The sequence below is a fragment of the Micromonospora sp. NPDC049049 genome (genome assembly GCF_040649115.1).
GTDB lineage: Bacteria > Actinomycetota > Actinomycetes > Mycobacteriales > Micromonosporaceae > Micromonospora.
Genome location: NZ_JBEZEX010000005.1, coordinates 193084 through 206186, shown reverse-complemented (window position 1 = coordinate 206186; position 13103 = coordinate 193084). Strand labels below are relative to the sequence as shown.

Here is a 13103-nt window from a genome sequence, read left to right as displayed (position 1 = left end):
GGGCGGCGAAACAACTGTAAAGTGTGTTAATCATTACAGTCATACAGGCCGATATCAATGTCTTCGTCGCCACGGATGCCGTTACGGGTGCATGGACGCACCCTTGAGCACCTTGTCCACCACGTTGCGCGGCGCGTGCAACGCCAGTCCCACCAGGTCGAGCTTCTCCCGTCCGACCGCCTGGACGGCGGCCCGGTTGTCCCGGTCGTTGCCGGTGGCGAACAGCTCGGAGGTGAAGATCGCCAGCCGTAGGCCACGAGCGAGGCCGCGCGAGTGCGCGCCGACCAACGTCGCCCGGTCCCCGGCGAAGACCAGCACCGGCTGACCGAACATCGGCAGGTAGCCGGTGCCGTCCGCGTCGCGGTACTCCTCGCCGACCAGCTCTGGCAGCGTGCTCGCGATGCCGCTGACCAGGAAGGCGGTGACGTTCAACCGTTGCCAGCCCGCCAGGTCGTTGCGGAGCAGCACGGCGATCTTGGTGGGAAAGCGGATCGGTTCGGTCATGGCGTCGAGCCTGCCCGCCCGAACACCTACCGGTCTTGTACGTTCTTAGCGTGGCCACCCGCCCGGCGGGCTCGCACGTCAGCGCGTGGCGACCCGCGGTAGCCGGGGTCGCCGAGGTCTTCCACGCCCATTTCGTCGACCACGCCTACCCCCGGCACATCCACGAGGTGTGGACGCTGTTGATCGTCGACGACGGCGCGGTCCGCTTCGACCTGGACCGGCACCGGCACGGCGCGCTGCGCACGTCGGTCACCCTCCTGCCGCCGTACGTGCCGCACGACGGCAGATCCGCCACACCCGACGGCTTCCGCAAGCGCGTCCTGTACCTCGACACCTCGGCGCTCGACGCCGAGCTGATCGGGCGGGCCGTCGACGAGCCGGACCTGGCCGATGCGCGGCTGCGCGACCGGGTCCACCACCTGCACCAGGCGCTCGCCGGACCCGGCGACGAGTTCGAGGCCGAGAGCCGGCTCGCGTTCATCCTGGACCGGCTCCGCCACCAGCTCCGCCAGCGCTGCCCGGTCGGTGTCCAGCCGGCCGGACACGGCCTCGCGGTGCGCCTACGGGAGCTGCTGGACGCCCGGACCGTCGAGGGCGTCACCCTTCGGGAGGCCGCGGAGCTGCTGCACGCCCACCCGACCCACCTGGTCCGGGCGTTCACCCAGGCGCACGGCGTGCCACCGCACACGTACCTGACCGGCCGCCGGGTCGAGCTGGCCCGTCGACTGCTCCTCGCCGGGCAGCGGCCCGCCGAGACCGCCGTCGCGGCCGGGTTCTTCGACCAGGCGCACCTGACCCGCCACTTTCGGCGCTACCTGGGGGTCAGCCCGGCCCGCTACCCCCGCCCGAGCCGATCGCGGTCAGACGAGCTGGCCGCCGATGACGGCGAGCAGGCGCAGCTTCTCGTCGCTCGGCGACCCGGGTACGGCGGTGAAGACCAACAGTGTCTGTGACTGGTCGGGATCCACGAGCGTCTGGCAGTGTAGCTCCAACGCCCCGACCTCCGGGTGCACGAAGTGCTTGGGCGGGCAGTAGCCGGCGGGCACCGGGTGCTCCCGCCAGAGCTGCGCGAACTCCGGGCTCCTGGCCAGCAGGTCGTCGACGAGCGCGGCGGCCCGTGAGCCGCGCCCGTCGCGGGTGTACGCCGCGTGCAGGTGCGCCACGAGCAGGCGACTCTGTGTCTGGTGATCCTGCGCCGGGTGCAGCTGCCGTGCCGTCGGGTCGGTGAACCAGCGGTGGTGCGCGCTGCGCGCCAACCCGGTGTACCGGGTCTCGTCACCGAGCAGGGCGACGGCCGGCGCGGTCTGCGCCAGGGTCTCGCCGAGGTGGTTCACCACCTGGGCCGGGGTGTCGTGCATCCGGTCGAGGATGCGCATCATTCCCGGGTTCACGTGGTCGGCCCGCACCGCGCGGCGCGGCGCGGCGTGACCGGCGAGCTGGAACAGGTGGTCCCGTTCGGCGAGGGAGAGCCGCAGGCCCCGGGCCAGGGCGGCGAGCATCTGCTCCGAGGGGTGCGGCCCGCGCTGCTGCTCCAACCGGCTGTAGTAGTCGGTGGACATCCCGCTCAACGTGGCGACTTCCTCACGCCGCAGCCCTCCGGTGCGCCGACGGGGGCCCCGGGGCAACCCCACGTCCTCGGGCTGCAGGGCCTCCCGACGGGTACGCAGGAAGCTCGCGAGTTGGGCGCGGTCCACGGGTGTCTCCGATCGGTGGGTGCCGGCGAATCGACAGGCACATGGAGTGCAACAGACCAGCCCCGCCCCGCTGTTCCACCCCACCCCAAGATCGCACTCCCGCCCGCGCCCTGCGCCCCGCGCCCGCGCCCAAGATCGCACTAAATCCTGGTTGTAGTGGTGTGCGGGGCGATCGAGGCCACTACATCCACGATCCAGCACGATCTTGGGGCGGGGCGGGGCGGGGCGGGGCGGGGCGGGGCGGGTGTCCAAGTCCCGATGTCGACCGACAGGTGTGGGTCGGGGCCGTCTGGGGCGGTCAGCGTTGGATGGACTTGGTCTCCAGGAACTCCTCCAGCCCCAAGCGGCCGAACTCGCGGCCGTTGCCGGAGTGCTTGTAGCCGCCGAAGGGGGCGAGCGGATTCCAGTGGCCGGCGTTCACGTCGACCTGGCCCACGCGCAGCCGCCGGGCGATCGCCAGCGCGTGCTCCGGCTCACCGAAGACGCCGCTGGTCAGGCCGTACAGCGTGCCGTTGGCGATGGCAACGGCCTCCTCCTCGTCGGCGTAGGGGATGATCGTCAGCACCGGGCCGAAGATCTCCTCCTGGGCGATCGCGGAGGCCGGATCGACGTCAGCGAAGATCGTCGGCTGGACGTAGGCCCCGACGGTCAGCCCCTCGGGCCGTTGTGGGCCGCCGAACACGAGCCGAGCGCCGTCGGTGGTACCCCGCTCGATGTAGCCGACGACCTTCTGCCGGTGGGCCTCGGACGCCATCGGGCCGATCCGGGTGGCCTCGTCGCCAGGGTCGCCGACGGTGTACTGCTTCGCGGCCTCGACGGCCAACGTCACGACCTCGTCCTGACGGGAGGCGGGCACCAGCATCCGTGGCCACGCGCCGCAGACCTGACCGCCGTTGCTGAACGCCATCATCACGCCCCGCTCGACAGCGGTGGGCAGGTCGGCGTCGTCGAGGATGATGTTCGCGCCCTTGCCGCCCAGCTCCAGCGCGACCCGCTTGACGGTCGCCGCGGCCACCGCGGAGATCCGCTGTCCTGCCCGGGTGGAGCCGGTGAAGGAGATCATGTCGATGTCCGGGTGGGCGGAGATCGCCTCGCCGACGGTCGCGCCGGTGCCGTAGACCACGTTGAAGACACCCGCCGGTACGCCGGCCTCGGCGGCGACCTCGGCGAGGATGCGCGCGGTCAGCGGGGCGTTCTCGGACGGCTTGAAGACCATCGTGTTGCCGGCGAGCAGAGCCGGTGCCAGCTTGGAGACGATCTGCTGAAGCGGAAAGTTCCACGGCGTGATCGCGCCGACCACGCCGATCGGCTCGCGGACGATGAGCGAGTTGCCGACCTCCTCGGTCCAGGCGAAGTCGTCGGCCAGGCCGGCGATGGACTCGACCACGGCGGCCGGAAACGCGACCTGGGCGGTCCGGGACATGCCGATCGGAGAGCCCATCTCGGCGGTGATCGCCTGGGCGATCTCCTCCGTGCGGGCGGCGAGGCCGGCACCGAGGCGGCGCAGCACGTCTGCCCGGTACCGCGGGGTGGTCGCCGACCAGGCCGGGAAGGCGGCTCGGGCGACAGCGACGGCGCGGTCGACGTCGGCGGCGGTGCCGGCCGGGGTCTCGGCGACGACCTCGCCGGTGGCCGGGTTCACGACGGGAAGGGTGCCGGCGGAGCCGGTGACGGTCTCGCCACCGATCCAGTGGCCGGCAACGGTGTAGGTGGAAGGTGTCATGGACCGACCGTCGCACCGCTGCCGAACCCCAACCAGGTGCGGTTCATCCGCGGTTCGGCGATCCCTGGCTGGGGCCCCGCACGTCGGGTTGGCCGTGCCCCCAGCAGCGGCGTGGCTGGGTGGCGTGTCCTGCCGATCGGGAGCTTCGCGGACTGCTCGGGGCAACGCCGACACCCGACCGGATGTCATAGTGCCGCGATGAAGGCGGATCTGCTCAGTTACTTGAAGGGCGGCCGTGAGTCGCTGCTGTGGAAGCTCGACGGGCTCGGCGAATACGATATTCGGCGTCCGTTGACCCCGACCGCTACCAACCTGCTCGGTCTGGTGAAGCACTCGGCGACCATGGAGATCCTCTACTTCGGCGTCGTGTTCGGCCGTCCGTTCGAGCAGGAACTGCCGTATGTCGGTGACGGGGCGGAGACCAATGCCGACATGTGGGCGAGTGCGGATGAGACCCGCGAGGAGATCGTGGCGCTGTACGAGCGCGCGATCGCCCACGCCGACACCACCATCGAAGCCCTCGCACTGCACGACATAGGCCACGTGCCGTGGTGGGGCGATGCGGCGGTCACGTTGCACCATGTCCTGGTCCACGTCATCGCGGAAACCCAGCGGCACGCAGGCCACGCTGACATCGTGCGCGAACTCATCGACGGCACGGCCGGGCTGCTGCCCAGGCACGACAATCTGCCCCCCGTGGACGAGTCATGGTGGCGGGACCACCGTCGGCGAGTGGAGCAGGCTGCCCTCGACGCCAGCCGGGGCAGCAGCTAGTTCTCTGCCGGCTGATTGCCACCCCGACGTCCGGCCACAGTTCGCACGGCCGATCGGATACGCGGCCGGTCCGTCACGAAATCCGGCGGCGAATCGTCACAGAGGGCGGTTAGTCTTCCTCCGCGCGTCGTCGTCCTGGCACGTCGCGCCCCGCGCCCGGTTGGCGCGGCATCGCCGCCACCGCCCACCGTCGGCCGGCTCAATCGACTTCAGGAGAGTTAGTGACACAGCAATCTCTCGCGACATCGGACAAACTCGACGCCGCGGTGCTCAAGGTGGCGGGCGTCGTCGTCCTTGGCGCGATCATGTCGATCCTCGACGTGACGGTGGTCAGCGTGGCGCTGCCCAAATTCCAGAGTGAGTTCGACGCGTCCTACGCCCGCGTCGCCTGGACCATGACCGCCTACACCCTTGCGCTCGCGACCGTGATCCCGCTCAGCGGGTGGGCGGCGGACCGGTTCGGCACCAAGCGGCTCTACATGGTGGCGCTGACCCTGTTCACGATCGGGTCGGGGCTCTGCGCCATGGCCGACACGATCGGCGAGCTGATCGGTTACCGGGTCCTGCAGGGCCTCGGTGGCGGCATGCTCATGCCGCTGGGCATGACCATCATGACCCGGGCGGCCGGTCCGCACCGGATCGGTCGGTTGATGGCCGTCCTCGGCATCCCGATGCTTCTGGGACCGATCGGCGGCCCGATCCTCGGTGGTTGGCTGATCGACACCGCGAGCTGGCACTGGATCTTCTTGATCAACCTGCCGATCGGCCTGATCGCCCTTATCTACGCGCAGTTCGCGCTGCCGAAGGACGCGCCCGAGCCGTCCGAGTCGTTCGATTTCGTCGGCATGCTCATGCTCTCGCCGGGTCTCGCGCTGTTCCTCTACGGCGTCTCGTCCCTGCCGGAGGCGGGCACCTTCGCCGAGGCCAAGGTCTGGGCCCCGATGCTGGTCGGCGGCGCGCTGGTGGTGGCGTTCGTGCTCTACTCGTTCAAGCCCCGGCACCCGCTGCTCGACCTGCGGCTGTTCCGCAACCGCAGTCTGACCATCGCGTCAGTGACGATGTTCGTGTTCATCATCGCGTTCATGGGCGCCGGCCTGCTGTTCCCGAGCTACTTCCTGCAGGTGCGCGGTGAGTCGACGCTGGCCGCCGGCCTGCTGATGGCCCCGCAGGGCATCGGCGCGATGATCACGATGCCGATCGCCGGCACGTTGGCCGACCGGGTGCCGATCGGGCGTACCGTCCCGTTCGCGCTGGGGCTCATCGTCGTCGGGTTCTTCGGCTTCACCCAGGTCGACCCGCAGACCTCGTACTGGCTGCTCGGCGGTTCGCTGTTCGTGATGGGTCTGGGCATGGGCGGCACGATGATGCCGATCATGACGTCGGCGCTGCGGACGTTGCAGGCACAGGAGGTGGCCCGCGGTTCGACGCTGGTCAACATCCTCCAGCAGATCGGCGGTTCGGTCGGCGCAGCCGTGATGTCGGTGATCCTCACCAACGAGCTCAACGGCTCCCGGCCGATCCCCGGGCTGGTGGACGAGAGCGGCAAGCCGATCACCGAAGCCGGGCTGGCCATCGCCTCCCAGCAGCGGCCGGAGCTGCTCCAGCAGATGCCGGTGGACCCGTCGATCATCGAGCGCGGGTTGGACTTCGCCGCCAAGTCGTTCGCGAGCACGTTCTGGGTCGCGTTCGCGCTGGTCGTGCTCACGATCATCCCGGCGGCGTTCCTGCCGCGCCGACGTCAGCCGGCGCAGCTCGACGACCCGCAGGGCGAGCAGGTCAGGACGCCCGTCGTCATCCACTGACCGACCCCGCCGCGCTCGTCATCCCACCGGGTGCCGAGCGCGGCGGGTACGGCGTCAGCGCAACGGACCGTCGCCGGGCCCGTCCGGGTCCTCGACCAGGTGGATCGCCGCTTCCTCCGCGCTGGCGGCACCCGCGTCGATGCCGGCGTCCCACGCCACCGACTCGGCCTCGTCGTCCTCGCGGACGCCCTCGTCGTAGGCGACGAGACGGCCGGCGCGTGCCTCCGCCTCGTACCCCCGGCGGGTCAACTCGTCCTCGTCGTCGCCACCCTCGGCGTACGGGTCCACATCCGGCACCTCCTGGGCGAGGTGCTGCTCCAGGGACTCACCCGCCCGCTCCTCGGCCGGCGTGGTGCCGAACCGGTTTGCCGCCGTCCAGTGGTCCTCGGCGATGATGCCGGTGTCGAGGGGGTCGCCGACCCGGTCGTCGTCGAGGGTGTCGGAGGCGTCCAGCACCCCGTCGTCCTCGGCCACGTTCCACTCGTCGACGGAATCCATCCGTTCGGTCTGGCTCACGGCGGTCTCCTCTACGTCACGGTGCAGCAAAGCGATCAGCTTATGACCGTGCAACGCACCCGCACCCCGAGGTCTGCCCGCTGTGACGAACGGACCTCGGGCGGGCGGCACCGCTGTGGGTCAACGCTTCAGCAGCTCCGCTACGGCGTCGGTGAACTCCACCGGCTGCTCAATGTGCGCGAAGTGTCCGCTTCGCTCCAGCGTCACCAGTCGCGAGTCCGGAAGCCCCGCGTGCAACTGCTCGGCCCAGCGAGGACCACAGATGAAGTCGTACGTCCCGACGATCACCACGACGGGCACTGTGATCTCACCGAGGTTCTCCCGCACGTCGAAGGGCGTGGGGTCCTGCGCGCCGGCCGGCGTCGCCCAGATCCGGACAGCCGCCTGAAACGGGGCGAACTCGTCCTGTCGGTCCCAGAAGTCCGCGAAGTACACCGGCAGGGCGGCGCGCAGTGCGGCCCCCAGCGACTCGTCGTCCGTCGCGCCGCCGATCTGCGCAAAGGCAGCCGGGACCGCCGCTGCCTCCGGCCGGTCCGGGTGCCGCTGCGGGTAGGCGGCGAGGCCGGCCATGGCCTCGCCCCAGAACTCGGCGCCGGTGACGGGTGAGGTGTCGTACAGGGCGAGGCCGGAGATCCGGTCCGGGTGGGCGAGCGCGTACCGCTGGACGACGAAGCCACCGTGCGAGTGCCCGAGGAGGTACACCCGGTCTTCGCCGAGGTGCTCGACGACGGCGTGCAGGAACCGGACATACGTGTCGAGACGGTAATCGGCGGGGTTGTCGAGCTGCCCCGACGCGCCAGTGCCCACCGGCTCGACGTAGACCATCGTGAAGTGCGTCTCAAGGCTGGGCGTGCGCAGATACGCCCACTCGATGCCCGGGCCACCCGAATGCGCTACGCAGACCGGGCCGGTGCCGGCGACGTGGTAGACCTGCCGAACGCCATCCACTGTGAACGTGTGGGCACCGGGTGCGAGGGCGCTGACGTCGTGGCTGGTGAAACCCATGAACTATCTCCCGATCCGAGACCCGCGCGGCGTCCGCCGACACGGCAACTGGTGCATGACGCAGACCAGATGCGCGGGTCGCGGGGAAAGTTCGCTCGGTCGGAGAAAGTTTTTTCAGACCAGCGCGGGCACGGGGTGGAAGAGGGTGAGTTGGCGTACGCGGCCCTCGCGCAGCACCTGCAACCACAGTGCCGCGGGTGGGCAGTGTTCCGGGTCGTCGGGTGGGCTGATCAGGTCCGTTTCCCAGATCAGCACGTCGCCGCTGCCCACCACGTTGCGCAGCCGCTGACGTACCCCGGCGGCCAGGTCGCGGTCCATGCCGCTGATCGCCAGGTCACGGCCACCGCGTGGGCCGCCAGGCACGATCATCTCGGCGTCCGGCCACCAGCTCTCGCGGACCACCCGCTCGAAGTTACCGCCCATCGCCGTGGTGATCATGTCGCGGCCCGCCCGCCACCGCGAGTCGTTCGAGGCGGCGACGTCCGTGTGCGCGGCGTCCGCCGTCGTCCGCAGGCCGCCGGCGAGCGCCCGGCGGGCGTGGCTGAGGCGGCTGCGGACGGTGCCGACCGGCACGCCACACACGGCCGCGATCTGCTCGTACGAGGACGCGTCGCTGAAGTACCGCAGCAGGGTGACGAGCCGGTCAGGTTCGGACAGTTGCCCGATGGAGTGCCACAACCAGTCGCTCGTCGCGGCCCGGTCCAGCGCCTCCTCCGGGGTGGGTGTGTCGGCGGGGCGGGTGAACCACTCGGGTTCGGCGACCGGGAGGGCCCTGGGCCCGCGCAACGCCATCCTGCTGTTGTTGCGGACGATGGCTCGCAACCAGGGGCCGACGGCGCTCGGGTCGCGGACCTCGCCGATGCGACGCAGGGCGACGACCATGGTGTCCTGCACCGCGTCCTCGGCGTCCGGCCCGTAACCGAGGACGCTCAGGGCGACGGCCCGCATCCCGGCCTCGTGCCGGGCCAGCAGCGCCCCCAGCGCGGCCGGGTCTCCGGCCTGCGCGAGCACCACCAGCTCCGCGTCGCTCTGCGTCACGCCCAGTTCCTCCCCGAAACACCTGTTCTGAACGCTTGTGCTCCATCAAGCGTACGGCGGACCGGCGTGCCGATGCCCGGGGCCGCCGACCGTCCTACGAGGCGTGCTGACCATCGGCGCCCGCCTGGGGTCACGCCGGCCCACCGTCTGAGCCACGATGGGGAGCGTGCACCCCGAACCGGTAGACCACGCACCCCGGCAGGCGTTTCCCTGGACGCTGCTGCGGCAGCGCTGGGAGGACCTCACCTTCCTGCACTGGGCCGTCGCTCCGGCCCTCGTCGCGCCGTTGCTGCCCGCCGGCACCCGTCCGGACACCGTGGACGGGGTCAGCTACGTGGGCCTGATCGGTTTCCGGATGGTCGGGCTGGGCTTCGGCCGTGGCCCGGGGGTGCCGTACTTCGGCACGTTCGCAGAGACCAACGTCCGGCTCTACTCCATCGACGACGCCGGCCGACGAGCGGTCGTGTTCCGGTCGCTCGACGCGTCCCGCCTGGTGCCGGTGCTGGTGGCGCGGGCGACGCTGCGCCTGCCGTACCTCTGGTCGTCGATGCGGTTGGATCGCGACGGCGACCGTCGCACCTACCGCTGCCGGCGACGGTGGCCGGGGCCGGCGGGCGCGTCGAGCCGGATGGTGGTGCGGGTAGGGGAGCGGATCGTCGAGCCGACCCCGCTGGAACACTTCGTCACCGCCCGCTGGGGGCTGCACACCCGGGCCTACGGGCGCACGCTGCACCTGCCGAACTGGCATCCGAGCTGGCCACTGCACCGGGCCGAGGTGCTGCACCTCGATGACGAGTTGGTCGCCGCCGCCGGGCTGCCGGCGCAGGTCGGGCCACCGGTGAGCGTGCTCTACTCGCCAGGTGTCGGGGTCAGGTTCGGCCCGCCGGTGGCGGCCCGGCCGCGTGGTGCCGGGCCGTCAGAGCGGCAGGACTAGTAGCGGCCACCTTCGGGAGCGGGCAGCGCGTCCAGGTCCGCCAGGTCCTCGGCGCTGAGCCGCACGTCAGCGGCAGCGCAGTTGTCCACCAGGTACTTCGGGGTCTTGGTGCCGGGGATCGGAACGACCCGGTCACCCTGGGCGACCACCCACGCGAGGGCGACCTGCGCGGGGCTGACGCCGGCCCGGTCGGCGATCTCCCGGACCCGGGCGACGATGGCGAGGTTGGCGCGCAGCGCGTCCTGCTGGAAGCGCGGCAGGCCACGCCGGAAGTCGTCGGCGGGCAGGTCGTCGAACGAGGTGAACCGGCCGGCGAGGAAACCGCGACCGAGCGGGGAGAACGGCAGGAAGGCGATGCCCTGCTCGCCGCAGTACGGCAACACCTCGGCCAACGGGTCGCGCGTCCACAGCGACAGCTCGGACTGCACCGACGCGACCGGGTGCACCGCCTGGGCCCGCGCGATCTGAGCGACAGTCACCTCGGACAACCCGAGATGCCGGGCCTTGCCCGCCGCCACGACCTCGGCCATCGCGCCCCAGGACTCCTCGATGGGCACCTCCGGGTCGACCCGGTGCAGCTGGTAGAGATCGACGTGGTCGGTGCCGAGCCGGCGCAGGCTCTCGTCGATCGCCGCCCGGATGTGCTCCGGGCGGCCGTTGTTGCCAATCTTCGGTGAGTTGCCGGGGCCGCCGGTGGGGGAGGTGGCCACCAGGCCGACCTTCGTGGCCAGCACGGCCCGCTCCCGGTGCCCGCCGGCCAGCGCCCGCCCGACCAGCTCCTCGTTGGTGTACGGCCCGTACACGTCGGACGTGTCGATCAGCGTCGCGCCCAGGTCCAGTGCCTGGCGGATGACGGCGATCGACGTGTCGTCGTCGCGAGGGCCGGTGATGTCGTAGCCGTGGCTCATGCCCATGCAGCCGAGGCCGATGACGCCGACCTCGGGTCCGGTGCTGCCCAGCGTGGTGGTTCGCATGCGCCCCACGCTACGACCGGAGCGGCGGACCCGCACCCGCCGTGGCGGGCACAGCCGCTCCCCGGGGTACGTGACGACACTCACCGGGAAGTGGACTCGGGAGTCCGGTACGGTGGAGATTAAGCGGACCCACGAGTCCGGATGTGTCCCACTGTGACCCACGAGGAGCCCCATGAAACCGGTACTGATCAGCGACGCCCTGCGTGCGGTGGTTTTCGAGCCGACGCGCGACCTGACCGAGGCGCTCGACGAGTTCTACGCCCCCGACTACACCCACCGCAGCGACGGCGAGACCCTCGACCGGGCCGGATTCGTCGAGATGGTGACCCAGGTACGGGGTCAGATCGTCAGCGGCACCGTGCGGGTCCTCGACGAGCTGCGCGACGGTCTCCGCTACGCCGAACGACACGTCTTCGAGATCACCATGGCCGACGGGTCGACCGCCAAGCGGGAGATCGCCATCTTCGGGTCGTACGCCGAGGACGGTCGGTTCCGCCACCTCAGCGAAACGGGCTTCGACCTGCCCGCCTGACCCACCTCGACGACCAGAAACAGGAGAGAGTCATGCCCCGCCTTACCGACCCCGACCCGAACGCGATTCCCACCGACGTCCGCGACTTCCTGTCCGCCCTGCCGCCCGATCCGATGGTCAAGATGATGACCCACTCGATCGGCACCGTGAAGCTCTTCATCCAGCTCGCGAGGGCGCAGTTCACCTCGTTGGAGCTGCCCGCCCGCTCGCGGGAGTTGGTCATCCTGACGGTGGCCCAGTACGCCGGGTGCGAGTTCGTGGCAGCCCAGCACGGCCCTTTGTCCGAGGCGGCCGGCGTCGACCAGCGCACTCGCGAGATCATCAGCAGCCGGGACATCGACAACCCGGGCCTTCCGGCGTACGACCGGACGCTCATCCGGTTCGCCGCCGAGGTGGTGCGGTCGCCACGCGTTTCCGACGACCTCTTCGACCAGGTGCGGCACATCCTCAGCGAGCGCGAGATCGTCGAGGTGCTCCAGGTGATCGGCTACTACTGGTCGTTCGGACGGGTGGCCACGGTGCTCAACGTCGAACTCACCACCGTGTACGGCGACGAGCCGCTGCTGACCGACGAGACCGAGCGGGCAGACTGAGGCCATGACCCCACCGACGCCGAGCGACCCGGAGACTCCCCATCGGCGTCTGGACGCCCGTCGCAACCACGAGCGGGTCATCACCGCCGCCCGGGAGCTCTTCACCGAGCAGGGCCTCCAGGTGACGGTGCCGCAGGTGGCGGAGCGGGCCGGAGTGGGACGCGCGACGGTCTACCGCAGCTACCCCAGCAAGGATGACCTGATCGTCGCGGTCGTCCAGCGGCAGTTCCAGGAGTTGGAGCAGCGCGTCCGGGCGGCGCTCGACGGCGCCGACGCGTACCGGGAGTGGTGTTCCTTCGTGCCCGACCTGTTCGGACGCCTCGCCCGCGACCGGGTCCTCGCCGACGCGTTCTTCGAGGGCAGGCTGGTGCCCGCCGCGCGCATCCTGGCCCTGATCGGGCAGCTGGTGGCGGCAGCCCGAGCGTCCGGGAGGATCCGCCCGGACGCCGGCGAGCAGGACATCCGGGTGATCCTCTGCGGAGCGGTCCGGCAGCTCATCGTGCTCGACGAGCGCGACCCGGCGGTGTGGCGCCGGTACGCCGACCTCGTGCTCAACGCCCTACGGCCCTGACGGCTTCGGTCGACACTGGGGGAAGGCTCGGCCGACGTGTCGAGGACGGTGCGCCGGCTTCGACCTTGGGTTGAGGGCCGGAGCAGCCGGCCTCGTCGAGGCCGGCCTGCTCGACGAGGTGCACGTCGACCTCGTCCCGGTCCTGCTCGGTGCCGGCGTCCCGCTCTTCGGCGACCTGAAGATCGCCCCACTTCAGCTGGACGGCCCGTTCAGCGTCGTCGAGGGCGACGGCGTCACCCACCTTGCCTACCGGGTACGCCGAGCCTCCTGAGCGCCGAGCCTCCTGAGCGCCGGGGGGCCTGATCGGGGCCGGGGCCTGGTGTGGGGCCCCCGTGCCGAGCCCTCCGGCCACTGCTCCCACCTTGCTCCCATAGTCATTGATCGATATTGTGCGCCCAGGCGCCGCCCCGCCTCAGACCACCACCGTCGATCCGAAGCGGGTT

Annotated in this window: 15 protein-coding genes; 8 read left to right on the top strand and 7 right to left on the bottom strand. The window is 70.8% G+C overall.

Going from position 1 to position 13103, the window contains the following annotated elements; translation table 11 throughout:
- Nucleotides 1–81 precede the first annotated feature (81 nt).
- Nucleotides 82–504, bottom strand: coding sequence for a DUF2000 domain-containing protein (locus tag AB0B68_RS08185; RefSeq protein WP_357207495.1), 423 nt, complete (start codon nt 502–504; stop codon nt 82–84).
- 50 nt (nt 505–554) lie between these two features.
- Between AB0B68_RS08185 and AB0B68_RS08180 the strand changes: the two genes are divergently transcribed.
- Nucleotides 555–1457, top strand: a complete 903-nt coding sequence (locus AB0B68_RS08180; protein WP_357258536.1) for an AraC family transcriptional regulator — start codon at nt 555–557, stop codon at nt 1455–1457.
- On the opposite strand, the gene AB0B68_RS08175 is transcribed toward AB0B68_RS08180, so the two are convergent.
- Together AB0B68_RS08175 and AB0B68_RS08170 are read right to left on the bottom strand one after the other, a co-directional pair.
- Complete coding sequence (locus AB0B68_RS08175; RefSeq protein ID WP_357258533.1) at nt 1365–2198, bottom strand: helix-turn-helix transcriptional regulator; 834 nt, start codon at nt 2196–2198, stop codon at nt 1365–1367. The two genes, AB0B68_RS08180 and AB0B68_RS08175, sit on opposite strands and share 93 nt — an antisense overlap.
- Nucleotides 2199–2496: 298 nt before the next feature.
- Entirely contained in the window at nt 2497–3921 is a 1425-nt protein-coding gene (locus tag AB0B68_RS08170) for an aldehyde dehydrogenase family protein (RefSeq protein ID WP_357258530.1), read from the bottom strand.
- Between the two features lie 198 nt (nt 3922–4119).
- On the opposite strand from AB0B68_RS08170, the gene AB0B68_RS08165 reads away from it, so the two are divergent.
- Together AB0B68_RS08165 and AB0B68_RS08160 are read left to right on the top strand one after the other, a co-directional pair.
- Nucleotides 4120–4695, top strand: a complete 576-nt coding sequence (locus tag AB0B68_RS08165; protein WP_357258527.1) for a DinB family protein — start codon at nt 4120–4122, stop codon at nt 4693–4695.
- 221 nt (nt 4696–4916) lie between these two features.
- On the top strand, nt 4917–6497 hold the full coding sequence (locus tag AB0B68_RS08160) for a DHA2 family efflux MFS transporter permease subunit (protein ID WP_357207481.1): 1581 nt from the start codon (nt 4917–4919) through the stop codon (nt 6495–6497).
- A gap of 54 nt (nt 6498–6551) precedes the next feature.
- Here AB0B68_RS08160 and AB0B68_RS08155 read toward each other — a convergent pair whose 3' ends face one another.
- From AB0B68_RS08155 to AB0B68_RS08145, 3 genes are all read right to left on the bottom strand, one after another.
- Nucleotides 6552–7013: a DUF5709 domain-containing protein gene (locus tag AB0B68_RS08155; protein WP_355423851.1), complete on the bottom strand. Its 462-nt coding sequence runs from the start codon at nt 7011–7013 to the stop codon at nt 6552–6554.
- 120 nt (nt 7014–7133) lie between these two features.
- Complete coding sequence (locus AB0B68_RS08150; RefSeq protein WP_357258522.1) at nt 7134–8018, bottom strand: alpha/beta hydrolase; 885 nt, start codon at nt 8016–8018, stop codon at nt 7134–7136.
- A gap of 114 nt (nt 8019–8132) precedes the next feature.
- Nucleotides 8133–9056 (bottom strand): sigma-70 family RNA polymerase sigma factor, encoded by a 924-nt coding sequence (locus AB0B68_RS08145; protein ID WP_357258519.1) that lies wholly within the window; start codon nt 9054–9056, stop codon nt 8133–8135.
- Nucleotides 9057–9222: 166 nt separating this feature from the next.
- Between AB0B68_RS08145 and AB0B68_RS08140 the strand changes: the two genes are divergently transcribed.
- Nucleotides 9223–9990, top strand: coding sequence for a DUF2071 domain-containing protein (locus AB0B68_RS08140; protein ID WP_357258516.1), 768 nt, complete (start codon nt 9223–9225; stop codon nt 9988–9990).
- On the opposite strand, the gene AB0B68_RS08135 is transcribed toward AB0B68_RS08140, so the two are convergent.
- Nucleotides 9987–10964, bottom strand: a complete 978-nt coding sequence (locus AB0B68_RS08135; RefSeq protein WP_357258513.1) for an aldo/keto reductase — start codon at nt 10962–10964, stop codon at nt 9987–9989. The genes AB0B68_RS08140 and AB0B68_RS08135 overlap by 4 nt on opposite strands.
- A gap of 172 nt (nt 10965–11136) precedes the next feature.
- Here AB0B68_RS08135 and AB0B68_RS08130 point away from each other — a divergent pair, with 172 nt between their 5' ends.
- From AB0B68_RS08130 to AB0B68_RS08115, 4 genes are all read left to right on the top strand, one after another.
- Nucleotides 11137–11496, top strand: coding sequence for a hypothetical protein (locus AB0B68_RS08130; protein WP_357203962.1), 360 nt, complete (start codon nt 11137–11139; stop codon nt 11494–11496).
- Nucleotides 11497–11528: 32 nt separating this feature from the next.
- A complete protein-coding gene (locus tag AB0B68_RS08125) occupies nt 11529–12089 on the top strand; it encodes a carboxymuconolactone decarboxylase family protein (RefSeq protein WP_357203964.1) in 561 nt (186 codons plus the stop codon).
- A gap of 4 nt (nt 12090–12093) precedes the next feature.
- A complete protein-coding gene (locus tag AB0B68_RS08120) occupies nt 12094–12660 on the top strand; it encodes a helix-turn-helix domain-containing protein (protein ID WP_357258510.1) in 567 nt (188 codons plus the stop codon).
- A 70-nt stretch (nt 12661–12730) separates the two neighbouring features.
- On the top strand, nt 12731–12931 hold the full coding sequence (locus tag AB0B68_RS08115) for a dihydrofolate reductase family protein (RefSeq protein WP_357203968.1): 201 nt from the start codon (nt 12731–12733) through the stop codon (nt 12929–12931).
- Nucleotides 12932–13103: the final 172 nt, after the last annotated feature.